General features: G+C 50.8%; 17 protein-coding genes. 12 read left to right on the top strand and 5 right to left on the bottom strand.

The genetic code is table 11. From position 1 onward, the window contains the following. The first annotated feature begins 2 nt into the window (after positions 1–2). From OSH01_RS11955 to OSH01_RS11930, 6 genes are all read left to right on the top strand, one after another. The gene (locus OSH01_RS11955; RefSeq protein WP_266124341.1) at positions 3–1,367 is read left to right on the top strand and encodes a type IV pilus assembly protein FimV; all 1,365 of its coding nucleotides are present in this window, start codon (positions 3–5) and stop codon (positions 1,365–1,367) included. A 5-nt stretch (positions 1,368–1,372) separates the two neighbouring features. Beyond that, positions 1,373–2,179 (top strand): tRNA pseudouridine(38-40) synthase TruA, encoded by an 807-nt coding sequence (truA, locus tag OSH01_RS11950; protein ID WP_266124340.1) that lies wholly within the window; start codon positions 1,373–1,375, stop codon positions 2,177–2,179. Positions 2,180–2,334: 155 nt separating this feature from the next. After that, on the top strand, positions 2,335–2,955 hold the full coding sequence (locus OSH01_RS11945) for a TRAP transporter small permease subunit (RefSeq protein WP_266124339.1): 621 nt from the start codon (positions 2,335–2,337) through the stop codon (positions 2,953–2,955). Positions 2,956–2,957: 2 nt separating this feature from the next. Further along, positions 2,958–4,628 (top strand): TRAP transporter large permease, encoded by a 1,671-nt coding sequence (locus OSH01_RS11940; RefSeq protein WP_266124338.1) that lies wholly within the window; start codon positions 2,958–2,960, stop codon positions 4,626–4,628. Between the two features lie 59 nt (positions 4,629–4,687). Beyond that, a complete protein-coding gene (locus OSH01_RS11935) occupies positions 4,688–5,347 on the top strand; it encodes a phosphoribosylanthranilate isomerase (protein ID WP_266124337.1) in 660 nt (219 codons plus the stop codon). A 3-nt stretch (positions 5,348–5,350) separates the two neighbouring features. After that, positions 5,351–6,169 (top strand): TlpA family protein disulfide reductase, encoded by an 819-nt coding sequence (locus tag OSH01_RS11930; RefSeq protein WP_266124336.1) that lies wholly within the window; start codon positions 5,351–5,353, stop codon positions 6,167–6,169. A gap of 61 nt (positions 6,170–6,230) precedes the next feature. Here OSH01_RS11930 and OSH01_RS11925 read toward each other — a convergent pair whose 3' ends face one another. After that, positions 6,231–7,232, bottom strand: a complete 1,002-nt coding sequence (locus OSH01_RS11925; protein WP_266124335.1) for a bile acid:sodium symporter family protein — start codon at positions 7,230–7,232, stop codon at positions 6,231–6,233. A gap of 75 nt (positions 7,233–7,307) precedes the next feature. On the opposite strand from OSH01_RS11925, the gene OSH01_RS11920 reads away from it, so the two are divergent. Next, positions 7,308–8,138: an AraC family transcriptional regulator gene (locus tag OSH01_RS11920; protein WP_266124334.1), complete on the top strand. Its 831-nt coding sequence runs from the start codon at positions 7,308–7,310 to the stop codon at positions 8,136–8,138. Here the strand turns inward: OSH01_RS11920 and OSH01_RS11915 are convergent. Then, positions 8,036–8,860, bottom strand: coding sequence for a glutamine amidotransferase (locus OSH01_RS11915; protein ID WP_266124333.1), 825 nt, complete (start codon positions 8,858–8,860; stop codon positions 8,036–8,038). The genes OSH01_RS11920 and OSH01_RS11915 overlap by 103 nt on opposite strands. Beyond that, the gene (gene crcB / locus OSH01_RS11910; RefSeq protein WP_266124332.1) at positions 8,857–9,258 is read right to left on the bottom strand and encodes a fluoride efflux transporter CrcB; all 402 of its coding nucleotides are present in this window, start codon (positions 9,256–9,258) and stop codon (positions 8,857–8,859) included. The genes OSH01_RS11915 and crcB overlap by 4 nt, the downstream gene beginning before the upstream one ends. Positions 9,259–9,442: 184 nt before the next feature. Between crcB and OSH01_RS11905 the strand changes: the two genes are divergently transcribed. From OSH01_RS11905 to OSH01_RS11895, 3 genes are all read left to right on the top strand, one after another. Next, positions 9,443–11,098, top strand: a complete 1,656-nt coding sequence (locus tag OSH01_RS11905; RefSeq protein WP_266124331.1) for an acyl-CoA synthetase — start codon at positions 9,443–9,445, stop codon at positions 11,096–11,098. 66 nt (positions 11,099–11,164) lie between these two features. Then, positions 11,165–11,647, top strand: coding sequence for a YajQ family cyclic di-GMP-binding protein (locus OSH01_RS11900; RefSeq protein WP_266124330.1), 483 nt, complete (start codon positions 11,165–11,167; stop codon positions 11,645–11,647). 41 nt (positions 11,648–11,688) lie between these two features. Beyond that, the gene (locus OSH01_RS11895; RefSeq protein WP_266124329.1) at positions 11,689–12,192 is read left to right on the top strand and encodes a GNAT family N-acetyltransferase; all 504 of its coding nucleotides are present in this window, start codon (positions 11,689–11,691) and stop codon (positions 12,190–12,192) included. A gap of 9 nt (positions 12,193–12,201) precedes the next feature. Here OSH01_RS11895 and OSH01_RS11890 read toward each other — a convergent pair whose 3' ends face one another. Beyond that, positions 12,202–12,963 (bottom strand): ABC transporter permease, encoded by a 762-nt coding sequence (locus tag OSH01_RS11890; RefSeq protein ID WP_266124328.1) that lies wholly within the window; start codon positions 12,961–12,963, stop codon positions 12,202–12,204. Continuing rightward, a complete protein-coding gene (locus tag OSH01_RS11885) occupies positions 12,960–13,904 on the bottom strand; it encodes an ABC transporter ATP-binding protein (protein ID WP_266124327.1) in 945 nt (314 codons plus the stop codon). Before OSH01_RS11885 ends, OSH01_RS11890 begins: the two co-directional genes overlap by 4 nt. A gap of 98 nt (positions 13,905–14,002) precedes the next feature. Between OSH01_RS11885 and tadA the strand changes: the two genes are divergently transcribed. Continuing rightward, positions 14,003–14,530, top strand: coding sequence for a tRNA adenosine(34) deaminase TadA (gene tadA / locus OSH01_RS11880; RefSeq protein WP_266124326.1), 528 nt, complete (start codon positions 14,003–14,005; stop codon positions 14,528–14,530). A 34-nt stretch (positions 14,531–14,564) separates the two neighbouring features. Then, positions 14,565–15,506 (top strand): LD-carboxypeptidase, encoded by a 942-nt coding sequence (locus tag OSH01_RS11875; RefSeq protein ID WP_266124325.1) that lies wholly within the window; start codon positions 14,565–14,567, stop codon positions 15,504–15,506. Positions 15,507–15,564: the final 58 nt, after the last annotated feature.

Raw genomic sequence — 15,564 nt, 5'->3', positions numbered from 1 at the left:
TTATGCGTAAACCGAACCGTTGCCAGCCTTTCAAAATACATGTGTTGTTGTCAGGTGTACTGCTGTTCGGTACTTGTTTGCCTGCCCAGGCGTTACAGCTTGGGCACAGCCGCATTGAGTCGGCGCCCGGACAGGCGCTGGCTCTGCGGATACCCATCCGTCAGTCAGACGCTCAAGATAGTGCTAATTGGCGTATTACTTTAGCGTCTGCGCCTCAATGGCAGGCGGCAGGCATACAGCCTCCGGTTCCTTTAGAACAGTTGCAGCTGCACGTGCAACGTACTTCAGAGGGGGCGATAAGTGGGGTGCAGCTTACCTCTAGCCAGCCTTTCGAGGGCCCTTACGCTGACATTCTACTTAGTGTTGAAACCGCTCAGGGGCAGGAGTTGCGTCATGTAAGTGTGATGCAATCGCGTCGCCCTGTGGCCCAGTTGACGGCAGCGAGCCCAGAAACACGCAGTTCATCAGCACAAAATATTTCCTCTTTGCAGGTCAAAGCAGGGGACTCTTTATGGTCTTTGGCCCGGGGACGCGTGCCTGCTGGGGTGAGTGTTTATCAGTGGTTGCAGGCCGTGCATCAGGCTAATCCAGGTGCTTTCGTGCGCGGTAATATGCATCAGTTAAAGCAAGGTGTCACGCTAACGATACCTGATGCAGAACGCATGAAAGGCCTTAATGCACAAGCGGCGTATGAATACTTTCTGGCCCAAAGTGGGACGCTTAAAAAAGCCGACCCTTCTGGGTCAAGCACGAGCGGAGCAGTACAGTCGGGCACGCCAGAAAGTGAGACCGCTGCGATGGTGCAAAGCCGCTTGCAGCTTAGCCAAACCGATACTGAAAACCAACAAAATAAGCGTACGCAACAGCAACATGATTTACGCGATACGGGTGAACGTATATCGCAGTTAGAAGAAAGCGTGCATAATCTTAACCGTGCCCTGCAGTCGCAGGGTAGTGCGGCAACAAATCTACTGGTTGAAGGCGCGGAGATCTTAGGTATTCCTACCGATGGTGACTCACCTTTGGCAGTGCTTAAGTCTTCTGGGCCTGCGTCAGCGAAGCCTGGACAGGCTCAGGCGGCGTCTACCTCAGCGTCTACTCAGTTGCCTTCATCAACAAACACTGAAAATAAAAAGGCAGTATCTAAGGTGTCTTGGATTCAAGAGCATATGCTAGCGGTGATGGGCGTTTTACTGGCATTAATTATTATTGTCATCGCCTGGGTTTTACGTCGTGCCAATGCCGCCAGTCGCGAATTGGACGACACGCCAGCGCCCGTCAGCGAAGCGATGGTACGGGAAAAGCTTGAGCAGATTAATCTTGATCTGGATCAGCCACCTTCGGACGAACCCACGCCACGGCCCTAATTGCGATGCACCGAATTGCCTTAGGCCTGAGTTACGATGGCCAGCCTTGGCGTGGCTGGCAAAGTCAGCCTTGTCGAAATACCGTTCAAGATACGCTTGAAGCCGCCCTGACACAGTTTACGGCTGGACCAGTGAGTACTATTTGCGCAGGCCGCACCGACACTGGAGTGCATGCCTTAGAACAAGTCGTGCATTTGGATACGACCGCGCATCGAAGCAATGAGTCGTGGGTAAGAGGCCTAAACGCTTTGCTGCCGGCTAGTATTGCGGTGCAATGGGCGCAGCCTGTCGCGGACGACTTTCATGCCCGTTTTTCAGCGCGTATGCGGCATTATGTCTATGTTGTGCGTGGCGCGCGCGTGCGCAGCCCTTTATTGCATGGCCGAGTAGGGTGGGTATTTCGTCCCTTAGCTTTGGCCCCTATGCAAGAAGCAGCGTTGATTTTGCAAGGTGAGCATGATTTTAGTGCGTTTCGTGCGGCGCAATGTCAGGCGGCCAGTCCCGTTAGGCATTTGCACCGTTTGGATATTCAGCAGCGCGGCGATTTTTTTCTGTTTCAGTTCAGTGCGAATGCTTTTTTACATCACATGATACGTAATCTGATGGGGACCTTATTGTATGTAGGCCAAGGGCGTCAGCCGGTGCAGTGGGTGGCCGACGTACTGGAGCAAAAGCAGCGCAGTTTAGCTGCACCCACGTTTGATGCGGCTGGCCTATATTTGGCAGGCGTTAATTACGATCCGGTCTTTAATCTACCTGTCACTACCACTTTGGCACACTTAGAGCATTTGTGCGGCCATCGTTTTGAGTAATACAAGGGTAAATCCGTGCTTACGAGTATGACGGGCGAGCAAGGCATCGTATAGAATGTGATTCCTTATCGCATCCCAATTGTTGATTCAACGAAAGCACGGTTGCTTAGACCCAAAAAGTCACCTATTTGAAGATTTTATACAGAGCAAAGGCCATGTATATTTTATTAAATGTAGCGCGATTGATCGATCGCTTAAATACAGTAGTGGGTAAGTCAGTTACGTGGCTAACCTTGTTAGTGGTACTGGTCAGCGCTATTAATGCCATTATTCGCAAGAGCTTCGGTATTAGTTCTAATGCTTGGCTAGAGCTGCAATGGTACTTATTTGGCGCCATTTTCTTGCTGGCAGCGGGCTATACCTTTTTGTTGAACGAACATGTGCGGGTGGACGTGTTGGCGGAGCGCTTTCCGGTGAAAGTTCAGCTTTGGATTGAAGTAATAGGAGTGGTGTTTTTCTTATTGCCAGCCAGCTTGTTAATATTTTGGTTGTCCATTCCGTACTTCACCCTGTCTTACGAGCTTCAAGAGCTTTCCTCAAATACTGGGGGTTTAATTCGTTGGCCAGTTAAGCTATTAATTCCTATAGGCTTTTTATTACTTTCTTTAGCAGGTGTTTCACATCTGATTAAATGCGTTGCCTTTTTACTGGGCAAGGGCCCCAATCCTTTGCAAGGCCGCACTCGCCAAGAAGTCGAAGAAAAACTGGCTGAGGAAATTGCGCAATTGGCGCAAGCGGGTAATCAGAGCGTCCACACTGAGCAAAAAGGTAGTTAAGCATGGAATTCTTGCACGATAATCTCGCGCCGGTCATGTTTTTTAACTTGATCGTGTTTTTACTTTTAGGGTTTCCAGTAGCCTTTACCTTGGCCGCCATAGGTATTTTGTACGGCTTGCTGGCCATAGAATTAGGCATGATGCAGCCCGCCTTGTTTCAGGCTTTGCCGCAGCGTGTATTTGGTATCGTGGAAAACGACACCTTATTGGCGGTGCCGTTTTTTACCTTAATGGGGCTGATACTTGAACGCTCTGGTATGGCGGAGGACTTGCTTGACACCATTGGGCAATTGTTTGGTCCATTACGCGGTGGTTTAGCCATTGCAGTGGTGCTGGTTGGCGCTATGTTGGCGGCCACCACAGGTGTGGTATCCGCTTCGGTCATTTCTATGGGCTTGATTTCACTGCCTATTATGCTGCGCTATGGGTATGATAGGCGCCTAGCCAGTGGGGTGATTGCGGCCTCTGGAACCTTATCGCAAATTATTCCGCCTTCTATCGTACTGATCATTTTGGCCGATCAGTTGGGGCGTTCCATTGGCGATATGTACCGTGGCGCGATGCTCCCCGGTTTGTTACTCACGAGTGTCTATATTGCCTATATCGTGGTGGTGTCCTTTATCAAGCCTAATTCGGCGCCTGCGCTGCCTCCCGAAGCGCGTGTCTATGTAGAGCCCGATGGCAGCCGTGGTTTGAGGTCGTTATTGGTGTTGACGGTGCTTGCCTCAGCCGTGGCTTATTTTGGCTCTGCGCATTACTTTGCCACGCATCCGAATGTTCCTGTGGATGAGCATGTGGTGGTGTTGCTATTGCTCTGGGGGGCCACCGCCTGGGTAATAGCAGGCGTGAACAAGGTTTGTAAGCTGAACTTATTGTCACGCATTGCGGAGCGGGTGGTGTTTGTGATGATTCCGCCTTTGTTTCTGATCTTCTTGGTTCTTGGCACCATTTTTATTGGGCTCGCTACACCAACCGAAGGTGGGGCAATGGGGGCGGTAGGGGCGATACTGATGGCGGTAGCACGCGGTCGCCTCACCATGAGCTTATTGCGCCAGGCTATGGATTCCACCACCAGACTGTCCTGCTTTGTTGTGTTTATTTTGGTCGGCTCCACCGTATTTAGCCTAAGTTTTCGCGGTATTAATGGCGACTTATGGGTCGAAAGTCTACTGTTAGATCTTCCGGGAGGCGAATGGGGCTTTCTGATTGTGGTCAGTGTGCTCACCTTTGTGTTGGCATTCTTCTTGGATTTCTTTGAGCTAGCCTTTATTATTGTGCCGTTATTGGGGCCTATCGCCGACAAAATGGGCATAGATCTGATTTGGTTTGGTGTATTGCTAGCGGTCAATATGCAAACCTCCTTTATGCACCCGCCATTTGGTTTTGCTTTGTTTTTCTTGCGCTCGGTGGCGCCCAAACAAGATTACACGGATGTGGTGACGGGGCAGCGTATCAGAAAGGTGTCTACGGGCGATATTTACTGGGGCTCGGTGCCCTTTATCGTCATTCAATTGTGTATGGTGGCGTTAGTAATGGTGTATCCAGGCATGGTGACCCACTATAAGCATGGGGCACAGGTTATGGATGAGTCCGAGGTGCAGTTCGGATCAGATAACGTATATGGAAGCGATGAGGCGTTTGGCGGCATGGATGCAGGTGCGGCCTTCCAGTAATCGCGTTATGCTTAACAGGCGGCTTTAGTAGCCGCCTTTTTTATTTTAGGAGAACTGCAGTGCGTACTAGGGTAAAGGTGTGTGGGTTTACACGTGAGCAAGATATCGAGGCCGCCGTGGCCGTGGGGGTGGATGCTATAGGCTTAGTGTTTTATCCTCACAGTGCCCGTTGTGTCAGTATCGAGCAAGCACAAACCCTACGCGCGCAGATCCCCGCCTTTGTGAGCACAGTATGCTTGTTTGTGAACGCTGCTCCCGCAGAAGTACAAGCCGTGATCGAGCATGTTCGTCCTGATTTATTACAGTTTCATGGTGATGAGCCGGCACAGTATTGTGATTCATTTAAGCACCCCTACCTGAAGGCTCTACGAGTAGGGGCGCCTGGTTTGGAAACAGGGTCTAATTTGCTCGCACAAGCGCAGCAGTATCAGTCTAGCCAAGGCCTGTTATTAGATGCCTATACGCCCGCATATGGCGGCAGTGGTACAGCATTTGATCCGCTTATCTTAGATCAAATGCAGGCTATACAAGCCCAGCAAGCGCGTCGTTTACCCGTTTGTATCGTGGCAGGGGGCATGCGGGTTGAAAACGTGACCGAGCGCATACAGCGGTGGCGGCCTTATGCAATAGATGTGAGTAGCGGGGTGGAGGATGCGCCCGGTATAAAGAATGCGAACAAAATGCAAGAATTTATGCGTGTCGTGACGCAGGCGAGATAAGTAATGAGTAGTGTACAGATAGGGCCGTTTATGTTTGCTACGGGGCTTTTGCTGGCCGTGCTTGGGTTTATCACGGCGAATATCGTGGCAGCCGTTCTTGATCGTAAGCATAAAAGCGGGGCTGAAAATACCGTTTTTTGGGGTGTGCTCTGGGGGGTAATTGCCGGTAGGCTAGCGTATGTAGTTAGTCACCTTAGTTTGTATCAAGGGGCCTGGACGGCAGCCCTTGATTTGCGTGATGGGGATATCAATATAGCCGCAGCGCTTGTTGTAGCAGGGTTGTATTACCTATTTCGCTGGTATAAGAATCGTCGTTTATGGCCCGCGTTGCCCGCTGCGGTGGTAAGCGGTCTATTGGTGGCTGCTGTGCTACACCTGCTGTTGGGCTCAGGTGATACAGTGCGTGGGAAAGCTCTGCCCCACCTAACTTTGCAGGCTTTAGAGCCAGTAGATAGTAATAGATCTTTGGCCGACTTTACGGGCAAGCCTGTGGTGCTTAACCTATGGGCGAGTTGGTGTGGCCCGTGTCGACGAGAGATGCCGGCTTTTGAGCAAGCACAAGCGATGAATCCCGACATCACTTTTATATTTCTTAACCAAGGTGAAAGCGCGCAGATCGCTAATGACTTCTTAAAGCAGGAAGGTTTATCGCTTGAGCATGTGTACTTGGATCCTCAACAGCAGGCGCTAGCCAGCGTGGGCAGCGCAGGTTTACCCACAACAGTGTTTATCGATGCCTCGGGCAACGTCATCGACTTACGTGCAGGTGAGCTGTCCTTACCTAGTTTGAGAGCCTATTTAGAACGTTTACGCAAACCCTAGAAAGCACTCGGCCTGTCGTGGTTCAACGACAGGCCGAGTCAATACAGGGAACGTTAAGCGCTTATGCTTTGCTAACTTGCCCATCCTTATGGCCAAGCACTTGTAAAGCATAACGGTTGGCCATGAAGGAGCAGGCCATTAACTGAATCTGATGAAAAATCATAATAGGTAATAAAGCCGGTCCAATCGCCGCCGCACCAAACAGAACTTGTGCCATGGGTACACCAGTCGCCAAGCTCTTTTTAGAGCCACAAAAAACAATGGCAATTTCATCTTCGCGGTTAAAGTGAAAGCGACGAGCCAGCCAAGTGGTGAGAAAAAGTACCAGGGCTAGCATTAAACAGCACACCACGGTAAGAACGAGCAACGCTTGCGGAGGGACAGCGCTCCATAAGCCACCAATGACGGATTCACTAAAGGCGGTGTACACCACGAGCAAAATGGAACTTTGATCCACGTTTTTGAGCCACGAGCGGTTGCGGTCTATCCACTTCCCAATGAGCGGACGCATAAGGTGACCGACCAAAAAAGGCAATAGTAGCTGCACACTAATCTTTTTGACCGCTTGCATCGTGTTGCTGGCGTCACTGGCATCAGCATCCAGTAACAGCTTAAGTAAGACAGGGGTCAGAACAATACCAATCAGGCTAGAGGCCGAGGCGCTGCACACAGCGGCAGGAATATTGCCACGTGCGATAGAGGTAAAGGCGATAGCAGATTGCACCGTACCAGGCAGGGCGCAGAGGTATAAAAACCCGATAAATAGTGGCATCCCTAATAAAGGCAACAGCAAAGGCTTAGAGATCAAACCCAAAATCGGGAACATAATAAAGGTGCAGGCAAACACTAACGCATGCAAACGCCAATGCATGGCGCCAGCAATGATGGCCTCACGAGACAGCTTGGCGCCGTGCAGAAAAAAGAGCAGAGCGATAGCCAGATCGGTAATCCAGCCAAAATAGACGGCTCCCGTGCCATGCGCAGGTAGGAAAGTGGCGGTCAGTACCACCGCTATCAATATCAGTGAGAAGTTATCAAAAACCAGCCTGAATTTGGACCACATGAAAAATACTCGCGTTGCAATAAATGAGTCAACACTGTACTGTAAAACTTTATGATGGTTTATCGATAATAAGTTATGGATTGTCGCCAAACGGACAGCTTGCCGTCGCAAGATAGAATTCCTGATGTGTTGGGCCACTTGCGTCATTTACCGCGCCCTGTCTACGGGCAAGAGCGAGCCTTGCCGAATCAAGCTATCGCTCGCCCTCATCGACACCCTTGGGTGCAGTTTTCTTATGCCTTGCAAGGGGTGATTGAAGTACGCACACGAGATGGTAGGTTTATGGCGCCGCCGCAACAAGCCGTCTGGGTTCCAGCCACTATAGAGCATGGTGTACGGTGTTCGCCCGATGCGTTGATACGCAGCTTATATATTGAGCCCAGCGTACTCAAAAACGCCCCCGCCGAATGCAAAGTGGTGGCGGTGAACTCATTGTTGCGCGAGCTTATTCGTAGCTTTAGTGCTTTACCCGTGTTGTATGGCGAGCATGGGCCTGAGAGCCGTTTAGTGGCGGTGTTGTTGGATGAGCTCGCGGCGGCACCCGATAGCGGCTTGATTCTACCTTGGCCGCGCGATGAGCGATTGCAGGCCTTATGTAGTAGCTTGCAATCCGAGCCAGGCTCGCAAACCCGTCTCTATGACTTTGCTGCCCGTTATGATGTGTCGGAGAAAACCTTGACGCGTTTATTTAGGCAAGAGACTGGCTTGAGCTTTCGGGCATGGCGTCAACGTTTACGTATTATGAGCGCCTTGCCCCTGCTAGAGCGGCAAGAAAGAGTCACCGATGTGGCCTTGGCCTGCGGTTATGACAGTATGTCTGCCTTTGTGGCGTCATTCAGAGAACTCATGGGGGAAACTCCCGGCGAGTTCTTACGCGCAGCGGCGTCCAGTAATGCTGGGCTATAGGTTTGAACGAAATTGATCAAAAGTTGGCGTGCTTGTTGGGTGTCTTGCAGTGGGTGTAGTAAGTCGTCTAGCTTGTAGCCTTCAGCGATTAACTGTTCAGCCCGACGTTGTATGGTGGCGCGTAACAGGGAAACGGTGAACTCGGGATGAAACTGCACCGAATAAAAGCCGGCCCGATAGCTGAGCATTTGGTGCGGGTCGTGGTCACTACGCATGAGTACGCGGGCACATGAAGGGGGCGTTAATACACTTTGCTCATGCGTTAACAGGGCAGGAAATTGATGCGTTAATGTCCCCAGAAGCATAGCCTCGTGGTCTAGTAAGGGCTGAGCCAGTTGCCACACATTAAGGCAGCCAAGCTCGCGCCCTTGGGGGTGATAGTCCACTACGCCACCTAGCGCATCAGCCATGAGTTGATGGCCATAACACACGCCCAATAAAGGCGCTGTGCTGTGGTAGCGTTCGCGTATCCAGTGAGCTAAGGCTTCGCTCCATGGGGCGCGGTCAGTCACCATGGCCCATGAGCCGCTAATAATGACGGGGTGAGGGTCGTCGGTGTTGGGTAAGGCATCGCCAGCATGAGGGCGTAGCACGCGTACGGTGCAAGGAAGATTGGATAGGGCGTGAGTAAACCAGTCTCCTTGGCTGCCATGCAGGGATTGCAGCTCGGCGGGAGGATCAGCCGCTTGTATGATATAGACTAAAGATGTAGCAGGTTTCATGGCTTGAAAAATTGCACGCAGAGTATGCCTAAGGCTACCATGACTAATGAACCACAAACGTGAGCAGCGACGCCAAACAATGCCCAAGCATAGCGTTGTGCTTGGATCAAATGCATAATTTCTGCTGAAAAAGTAGAAAACGTCGTTAAACCGCCTAAAAAGCCCGTAAACAGTAGTAAACGCCACCCTTCGTGTACTTGCTGTAACAGGCCAAAAGCGGCTAGCCCCAAGCCCATCAGGAAAGCGCCTACGTAGTTAGCCACTAAAGTGCCAGGCGGCAACGGAGGATATAAAGCGTTAAGCCCTAGGCTGAGTAGCCAGCGGCTTACCGCCCCCGTAGCCCCTCCGGCGGCAACTAGAAGAACAGCATAATAAAAGGGTAATGGTGGAGGGCTCATGGTAGTGGCGACGGTTAGCGGTAATAGATTTTTATTCTACCAAAGCACGTTGAGCAAGGTTGGAAATGTCATGATTCTGACTTGTCAGCCTCAGCGCCAAGGTATAAGTTAAGCATAGGCGTAAAAGGGGGCAGGGCGCCTTGTAAAGACAGTTAAATTTTATAGATAGCTTCAGGAGACTTGCATGACCGGGATATATGATCAACATTTGCCCAAAACTACGGCCAATTATGCGTCGTTGTCGCCCTTAAGTTTTATAGAGCGTGCTGCACAGGTGTATCCGCACCGTTTAGCGGTAGTGCATGGCGACGCTAACACCGATATACGCTATACATGGAGCGAGCTGTACTCACGTTGCCGCCAGTTAGCAAGTGCTTTGGCCACACAAGGCATTAGTAAGGGCGACACAGTTGCCGTCATGTTACCGAACACCCCAGCAATGGTAGAGGTACACTTTGCGGTACCCATGACGGGAGCTGTGCTCAATACCCTCAATACGCGCTTAGATGCGTCAACCTTGGCCTATATGCTCGATCATGGCGAAGCCAAAGCAGTCTTGGTCGATGGTGAGTTTGCAGCGGTGATGCAAGAGGCCTTGGCGCTGCGCGAGTCTACGTCCCCAATCTTAGTCATTGACGTGGTTGACCCGCTTTATAAGGGGGAAAGCCGGTTAATTGGTACGCAAACCTACAACGAGTTTCTAAGTGGTGGTGATGCCAACTTTGCTTGGGAGCTTCCCGAGGACGAGTGGGACGCTATCGCCTTGAATTACACCAGTGGTACAACAGGCCGGCCCAAGGGCGTGGTGTATCACCACCGTGGGGCTGCGTTGGGGGCTATCTCTAACTTGTTAGAATGGGACATGCCCAAGCACGCGGTGTATATGTGGACTTTGCCCATGTTTCACTGCAACGGCTGGACCTTTCCTTGGGCCATTGCCGCGCGGGCGGGCGTTAATGTCTGTTTACGTAGGGTGGATGCAGTCAGTATGGTCAACGCTATTGTGGATCACGGCGTTACGCATTATTGTGGTGCGCCTATCGTGCATTCCACTTTGGTGAATGCTCCACCCGAACTTCGTGACCGCTTACCCCGCGGGGTGAACGCGATGGTAGCGGGGGCTGCCCCACCCGCTACCATGTTGGAAGGCATGGAGCACCTAGGTTTTAACCTTACGCATGTCTATGGTTTAACCGAAACATATGGCCCAGCAGCGGTGTGTGCCCCCCAACAAGAGTGGGCGCAGCTAAGCCTAGAGCAGCGAGCACAGAAAAATGCGCGCCAAGGGGTGGGATATCATTTACAGCGAGAGGTAGCGGTAGTTGATCCAGCCACGATGCGGCCCGTACCCCATGATGCTCAGGTAATGGGCGAAATCATGTTCCGGGGCAATATTGTTATGAAAGGTTATTTGAAGAACCCTGAGGAAACTGAAAAAGCCTTGGCGGGCGGATGGTTTCACAGTGGAGACTTGGCGGTTATGGAGCCGGACAGGTATGTCCGCATCAAGGATCGCAGCAAAGATATTATTATTTCCGGGGGAGAAAATATTTCCTCTATTGAGCTCGAAGACGTCTTGTATCGACATCCCTCGGTGCAGGCGGCCGCAGTGGTTGCGGTGAACGATGAACGCTGGGGCGAGACCCCGTTTGCTTTCATCGAGCTCAAGCCAGAGACCACAGTGACCGAGGCCCAATTGATAGAGCATTGCAGACAATACCTTGCAGGCTTTAAAATACCCAAACATTTTGCTTTTGTGGAGCTGCCAAAAACGTCCACGGGCAAAATTCAAAAATTTGCGTTGCGCCAACAAGCCAAGGCGCAAATGTCTGCTGTGTAAACAGCCTTATGTTGAACGGGCCGCTTCGACGTGATGAAGCGGCTTTTTTCTGTCAGGATAAAAAATATGCCTTCGTTTGATGTGGTTTCGGAAGTGAATGCGCACGAATTGCGCAATGCGGTTGATCAAGCAAGCCGTGAGCTTTCCACCCGTTTCGACTTCAAGGGGACGAGTGCCCAGTTTGAACTGGACGGTTTTGTGATTCAGCAGTCGGCTCCTAGTGTGTTTCAGCTAGAGCAGATGATGCAAATATTGCGTGCTCGTCTTGCTGCACGCAATATTGATGTACGTTGCCTAGAGGTAGATAAACCCTTGGAAAATGTAGCGGGTGCACGACAAAAAGTGACGGTACGTCAAGGTCTAGACCAACCCACCTCCAAGAAATTAATCGCGGCGATTAAAGCGGCAAAGATTAAAGTGGAAGCGCAAATTCAAGGGGAAAAGTTGCGCATTACGGGTAAAAAACGCGATGATCTCCAAGCCGCTATAGCTTTACTCAAGCAAGCCGACGTAGAGCTACCTTTACAATACGATAATTTCCGCGATTAATGTGTGTGCTGGTCTGCCTTGTTTAGCCCAGCCTCTTAAGTATGAATATCACTATTAGCTTATTGCAGCCCGAAGACTTAGATCAGATCGTGGATGTGCAAAGCAAAATTTATAGTCCTGATTTGCATGAAGAATACAGTTTTTATGCCAATCGTTTGCAGTTGGCGCCAAGCAGTTGTTGGAAAGCCAGCGATCAAGAAGGTCGCATACAGGGGTATTTAATCTCTTACCCTTGGAAGGGGGACAGCCCTCCGGCATTGGGGCACGCCTTACAAGCCTTGCCCGAAGCTGCTGACCAGTGGTTTATTCATGATTGTGCGTTGCTGCCCAGCGCGCAAGGCAAAGGCTGGTCGAAACAGCTGTTGCGCCATGGAGTGCAATTTGCCCGAACTTGTGGCTTACGTTGGTCCAGTTTAGTGTCGCTGGGGCAAGCTCGAGACTACTGGCAGGCTCAGGGGTACTCTGTGGTGCAGGCACAAGCCGAGCAAGCAGATCATTTGCTTGCCTACGGCCCGCAGTCATGCATGATGCGGCGGGCACTGTAGTGGCTTAGCCTAGGGACGGAGTCGATAACCTGTTTTGAAGATGGCATGGACTATGCCTAGGCAGAGCAGCAAAAATAGTCCTGTTATGCCTAGGCTTAGCCACACTGATACATCGGCGTGGCTGAAAAAACTCCAGCGAAAACCGCTGACTAAATACAGCACCGGGTTGATTAAGCTAAGCTTTTGCCAAAAAGTGGGCAGCATGTCGATGGAGTAAAAACTGCCGCCCAAAAAGGTAAGGGGGGTAATAATAAGCATGGGAACAAATTGCAGTTTCTCAAAGTTGTCCGCCCAAATGCCAATGATGAAGCCTAGCAAGCTAAAGGTAAAAGCTGTTATAACTAAAAAGGTGAGCATCCAAATAGGGTGATCGATGTGAAACGGTACAAAAAACTGTGCAGTGATTAAAATAATGGCAGCTAATAGTAAAGACTTAGTGGCGGCCGCCCCAACAAAGGCTAAGGTGATTTCCAGAGGGGACACTGGCGCTGATAATATTTCGTAAATGTTGCGTGTAAAGCGAGGAAAATAAATACCGAACGCGGCGTTGGAAACACTGTGGGTCAGCACTGAAAGCATAGTCAGCCCCGGAACAATAAAGGCTCCGTAAGCAATGCCTTCAATTTCATTGATGCGATTGCCGATCGCAGCACCGAATACAATGAAATACAGCGCAGTAGAAATCACAGGGGCAACAATACTTTGTAGCAAGGTGCGCCGCGTGCGGGCCATTTCATAGCTATAAATGGCGTTTAAGGCATACCAGTTCATACTTGTTCACCCGTCAATTCAACAAAAATATTTTCTAAAGAGCGCTGCCGTGTTTGAATGTCGGCGATTTGCAACTGAGCAGCATGGACCGCGCTGAGCAGTTGATCTAAGCCTAACGACTGATCTTGAAACTGATAGTGGAGCTCTGAGCCGCCTTTATCTTGACCCTGCTTGAGTTGCCAGCCATGCGCTTGCAGGTTGCTGGGCAGGGCACTGAGGGGCTGCGCTAAGCTGAGCACCAGTGTTTTGCCTCCCAAGCGTTGCATTAAAGCCTGCTTGGTTTCTACCAACTGTAGTTGACCACGGTTAATAATGCCGATGCGGTCCGCCATTTCTTCTGCTTCTTCTATGTAGTGGGTCGTCAAGATGATGGTGACCCCTTGGGTACGCAGCTTATGCACTAAAGCCCACATACCTTGTCGTAGTGTGACGTCCACCCCTGCAGTAGGTTCGTCTAGAAAGAGAATTTCAGGTTCATGGGATAAGGCTTTAGCAATGAGCACGCGTCGCTTCATGCCGCCTGAAAGTGCAATTTGTGGCTGATCTTTTTTGTCCCATAGGGAAAGGTCTTTAAGGATGCTTTCGATCAAGGCTGGATTTGGTTTCTTGCCAAAAAGCCCACGGCTAAAGTTAACGCTATTCCAAACGGTTTCAAAGGAGTCTGAGCTGAGTTCTTGAGGAACTAGGCCAATTTTGCTACGCGCTTGGCGATACTGCTTAATAATGTCATGGCCGTCGATAGCAACCGAACCCGTGCTGGGGTTGACCAAACCACAAACAATGCTGATTAAGGTGGTTTTTCCTGCTCCGTTAGGCCCCAACAAGGCAAAAATCTCGCCCCGTTGTATGCTCAAATCTATGGGCTGTAAGGCTTGGAAACCCGAGGCATAGGTTTTGCTGAGCTGGTGTACGTGGATAATACTGTCTAAAGTATCGGACATAAATAAGGTGTAAAACTTTAGTGGATGTGCAGGGGGGGTAAGCGTTACACTGCAAGGCAGTATGGCCGCTTTATGATCGCATGAAACACCCGCCTGTAATGAACTATTCCGATAATACCTTAATGCTAAGCGACGATGAGCACGCAATGCGCTTGGCCTTAGAGCAAGCTCAACTGGCTTATGCCATAGGTGAAGTGCCTGTAGGGGCAGTGCTGATAGACGGAGAAGGCAGGCTAGTGGGGCAGGGCTATAATCGTAGCATTGTTGATCACGACCCATCGCAGCACGCTGAAATGATGGCCTTACGAGCCGCTTGTAAAGCAGTGGGTAACTATCGCCTGCCCGGCTACAGCCTATTTGTCACTCTAGAACCCTGTCTGATGTGTTTAGGCGCTTTACTCCATGCGCGCCTAGAGCGGGTGGTGTTTGGGGCCTCTGACCCTAAAACCGGGGTGTGCGGGAGCCTATTGTCGTTGCACGAGCACACTCGTTTAAATCATCAAACGGTAGTCAGCGGGGGTGTGCTAGAGTCGGAATGTGCTGATTTACTGCGTCAGTTTTTTCGTGAACGACGTGCGCAACATCACTTACTTAAGCAACAAGCCCAGTTAGACGCTAACTCGTAGCGCAACCTTAATTTTCTTTTCCTAGCCTATCACCATGACCGAGCATCACGCACATCATCACGATGAGCACCACGCATGTAGCCATTGTTCACCTTCTGGCATTTATCTATTCTCGCCTTCCGGCGCTATTGCTGAGCCGGAGCGGGTGCGATTGGCGTGCGAGCGTCTTAACGCCTTGGGGTTTAAAACCGAGGTCGATGTGGATGCTTTGGCTGTGCATCAGCGCTTTGCGGGAACGGATGAACAGCGTTTAGCAGCCATTGACCGCAGCATGCGGCAACCTCAAGATATTGTGTTGGCCACACGCGGCGGTTACGGTATTAGCCGTCTGTTGCATCAGGTTAATTGGCAAGCGCTAGCCGATAGCGGTAAGCGGTATGTGGGTTTTAGCGATTTCACGGCGTTTAGCTTAGCCTTATTAGCGCAAACCGGGGCGGTTAGCTATAGTGGCCCAACAGCGGTGGCTTATTTTGGGGCAGACGAGCCCGATGAGCTGACGACAGAAATGTTTGGTGAGGCCATGCGTGGCGAATTGGAATTGTTTAGTTTCGAGGCACCCGATGCCGACCCTGTGGATGAGCATGGGGTGCTCTGGGGCGGCAATTTAGCGATGGTAGTGTCGTTGCTAGGAACACCTTATTTTCCTCAGGTGAATCACGGTATCCTGTTTTTAGAAGACGTAGGCGAAGCCCCTTACCGCATTGAACGCATGCTCACGCAATTGTTACATGCAGGGGTTCTAGCCCGTCAAAAGGCCATTTTGTTGGGGGCCTTTACCGAGTATCGGCAGTCGTCCGATGGGTATGACTTAGCGGTTGTGGTGCAATGGCTACGCAGTCACGTGAATGTACCCGTGATTTGTGGCCTACCTTATGGGCATACTGACGTGATGGTGACCTTGCCAGTGGGTAAACAGGTGGGTGTAGCCACCGAAGATGGCCTTGCATACTTGGTTATAGACGAACACCAACATTAAATTATGCCTAGGCACTAACTAAAATAGCGAGCGCTTGCTACACTAGCAGGTTGTATTT

Origin of the sequence: Alcaligenes endophyticus (genome assembly GCF_026344035.1) — a bacterium.
GTDB lineage: Bacteria > Pseudomonadota > Gammaproteobacteria > Burkholderiales > Burkholderiaceae_B > Alcaligenes > Alcaligenes endophyticus.
This window is presented reverse-complemented; position numbering and strand designations above follow the sequence as displayed.

Excerpts from the sequence above, each read along its gene's own strand:
- tadA (WP_266124326.1), top strand. The coding sequence starts at position 14,003 with ATGAACTATTCCGATAATACCTTAATGCTAAGCGACGATGAGCACGCA.
- OSH01_RS11905 (WP_266124331.1), top strand. The coding sequence starts at position 9,443 with ATGACCGGGATATATGATCAACATTTGCCCAAAACTACGGCCAATTAT.
- OSH01_RS11895 (WP_266124329.1), top strand. The coding sequence starts at position 11,689 with ATGAATATCACTATTAGCTTATTGCAGCCCGAAGACTTAGATCAGATC.
- OSH01_RS11900 (WP_266124330.1), top strand. The coding sequence starts at position 11,165 with ATGCCTTCGTTTGATGTGGTTTCGGAAGTGAATGCGCACGAATTGCGC.
- OSH01_RS11920 (WP_266124334.1), top strand. The coding sequence starts at position 7,308 with ATGGATTGTCGCCAAACGGACAGCTTGCCGTCGCAAGATAGAATTCCT.
- OSH01_RS11940 (WP_266124338.1), top strand. The coding sequence starts at position 2,958 with ATGGAATTCTTGCACGATAATCTCGCGCCGGTCATGTTTTTTAACTTG.
- OSH01_RS11885 (WP_266124327.1), bottom strand. The coding sequence starts at position 13,904 with ATGTCCGATACTTTAGACAGTATTATCCACGTACACCAGCTCAGCAAA.
- OSH01_RS11890 (WP_266124328.1), bottom strand. The coding sequence starts at position 12,963 with ATGAACTGGTATGCCTTAAACGCCATTTATAGCTATGAAATGGCCCGC.
- OSH01_RS11915 (WP_266124333.1), bottom strand. The coding sequence starts at position 8,860 with ATGAAACCTGCTACATCTTTAGTCTATATCATACAAGCGGCTGATCCT.
- OSH01_RS11930 (WP_266124336.1), top strand. The coding sequence starts at position 5,351 with ATGAGTAGTGTACAGATAGGGCCGTTTATGTTTGCTACGGGGCTTTTG.
- OSH01_RS11955 (WP_266124341.1), top strand. The coding sequence starts at position 3 with ATGCGTAAACCGAACCGTTGCCAGCCTTTCAAAATACATGTGTTGTTG.
- OSH01_RS11875 (WP_266124325.1), top strand. The coding sequence starts at position 14,565 with ATGACCGAGCATCACGCACATCATCACGATGAGCACCACGCATGTAGC.
- crcB (WP_266124332.1), bottom strand. The coding sequence starts at position 9,258 with ATGAGCCCTCCACCATTACCCTTTTATTATGCTGTTCTTCTAGTTGCC.
- OSH01_RS11945 (WP_266124339.1), top strand. The coding sequence starts at position 2,335 with ATGTATATTTTATTAAATGTAGCGCGATTGATCGATCGCTTAAATACA.
- truA (WP_266124340.1), top strand. The coding sequence starts at position 1,373 with ATGCACCGAATTGCCTTAGGCCTGAGTTACGATGGCCAGCCTTGGCGT.
- OSH01_RS11925 (WP_266124335.1), bottom strand. The coding sequence starts at position 7,232 with ATGTGGTCCAAATTCAGGCTGGTTTTTGATAACTTCTCACTGATATTG.